General features: G+C 55.3%; 3 protein-coding genes. All 3 read left to right on the top strand.

The genetic code is table 11. From position 1 onward, the window contains the following. A partial coding sequence (locus CPA45_RS22930; protein ID WP_208858583.1) for a hypothetical protein occupies positions 1–303 on the top strand: 303 nt, incomplete at its 5' end. Between the two features lie 24 nt (positions 304–327). Further along, on the top strand, positions 328–1,329 hold the full coding sequence (locus CPA45_RS22405) for a tetratricopeptide repeat protein (RefSeq protein WP_096655517.1): 1,002 nt from the start codon (positions 328–330) through the stop codon (positions 1,327–1,329). After that, positions 1,329–1,987, top strand: a 659-nt coding sequence (locus tag CPA45_RS22400) for a tetratricopeptide repeat protein (protein WP_133066820.1), incomplete at its 3' end; no start/stop codon positions are given. The genes CPA45_RS22405 and CPA45_RS22400, both read left to right, overlap by 1 nt.

The raw sequence follows: 1,987 nt of genomic DNA, 5'->3' as shown, positions 1-1,987 counted from the left end.
GCCAACTGCCTGGGCTGGATTGTGGAAGGTGTCACGACCGGCGTTTATGGCACGCTGTGTCGTTTTAGCCAAGAAGCTCCCACGCCCTCCCAATATCTGTTTGCCAAAGCGCTCATTTGTATGAGTGAGACCGGCCAGCCATGGCATGACGATCCGAGCTTTGCCTACCGACGCCGTAAACGTGACTTGGAGTTTTTTATGGGGCGAACTTCGGGCACACGTAATCTCAATGTACCAACTGCCAAGAGAAACTACCGCCGCTATGTCGCAGGGCTTGCTACGGAAGTGTGTGCTACTGCATAAAGCTGCTGACCAAGGAATGAAATAATGCGATCAAACCTACTGACCACACTGGCAGGACTGACACTCGCGACGCTGTTGTCGCCTGCGGCCTTGGCGCTGGACGAGAAGGAGCAGGCTGCCAAAGAAGAAGGCATGCGGCTATGGGGCATTCACCAGTGGGAATTAATGCAACCTCCGCTTGAAATAGCAGCTGAGGCCGGTGATACAGAGGCGATGTATTACCTGGGTGAAGCGAATAGACTCCTCAGTCGCGGGCTTTCGCAAGCCGCGTTGGGCTGGTATTACCAAGCCGCACAACAGGGTGAACCCTACGCCATGCTTCGATTGTTTGATGGCGGTGCTTGCGAACTGGGAGATGTCTGCCCGGAAAACGGCGACGACTGGCCCCAGGAGGCCTTGGAGCTTACCTTGCCCAAAGCCGAGGCCGGTGACGCTGAGGCCATGGCCGCGCTTTATCATATCTATTACTACGTTGAAAACCCCGATGAAGATGAAGCCATGGCGTGGCTACATCGCGCAGCCGAGGCAGGCAATGTTAATGCCATGAATTGGCTGGGCGAGCTGGCCCGTAACGACGAACAGGGCTATCCCAACGATACGGAGCGTCTAGAATCTGCGGAGGTGTGGTTTCGTAAAGCGGCGGAGGCAGACTATGCCCTCTCTATGAATAACCTTGCTGCTACCCTGAGTAACTTAGAGCGTCACAAAGAAGCTTGGCAATGGATGACCAAGGCTTCCGAGGCTGGGCATATTAATGGGCGTGGTTGGTTGGCCGCTTGTAACATCGATCCCCATGGGCAAGATATGTACTTATGTCATTCATCGCCTACCCCAGACCCAGCAAAAGGGTGGGCGATCTTGCTTGCTATCCATGAGGAAGTCCCCGGAAGTTCATCTGAGAATGCTTTGCGCGCTTTTCGAGATAACGTTACTCCAGAACAACGCGCAGAAGGCGAACGCATGATGGATGAGTGGCTGAATCTAGAGCCTCCGCTTTCCTACTTCCCCGAAAAATTTGGTCCCTGATGTTGTTAACGAAGCGATCAAACCTACTGACCACACTGGCAGGACTGACACTCGCGACGCTGCTGTCACCTTCTGCCTTGGCGCTGGATGAGGAGGAGCAGGCTGCCAAAGAAGAAGGCATGCGGCTATGGGGCATTCACCAGTGGGAATTAATGCAACCTCCGCTTGAAATAGCAGCTGAGGCCGGTGATACAGAGGCGATGTATTACCTGGGTGAAGCGAATAGACTCCTCAGTCGCGGGCTTTCGCAAGCCGCGTTGGACTGGTATTACCAAGCCGCACTACAGGGTGAACCCTACGCCATGCTGCGCCTGTTTGACGGCGGTGCTTGCGAACTGGGGGATGTCTGCCCGGAAAACGGCGACGACTGGCCCCAGGAGGCCTTGGAGCTTACCTTGCCCAAAGCCGAGGCCGGTGACCCCGAAGCCATGGCCGCGCTCTATCATATCTATTACTACGTTGAAGACCCCGATGAAGATGAAGCTATGAAGTGGCTCCATCGTGCTGCCGAGGCAGGCAATGTTTATTCTATGAATTGGCTGGGCGAGCTGGCCCGTAATGACGAACGGGGTTATGCCAACGATACGGAGCGCCTGGAAGCGGCAGAGGTTTGGTTCCGCAAAGCCGCAGAAGCGGGCTACGCGCCTGCTATGCATAA

Source organism: Vreelandella nigrificans (genome assembly GCF_002374315.1).
GTDB classification, from domain to species: Bacteria; Pseudomonadota; Gammaproteobacteria; order Pseudomonadales; family Halomonadaceae; genus Vreelandella; species Vreelandella nigrificans.
The sequence above is the reverse complement of the archived record's forward strand: the minus strand, read 5'-3'. Positions and strand labels throughout refer to the sequence as shown.

Bases quoted from the DNA above. Each gene is read 5' to 3' on its own strand.
- CPA45_RS22405 (WP_096655517.1), top strand. From the start codon at position 328: ATGCGATCAAACCTACTGACCACACTGGCAGGACTGACACTCGCGACG.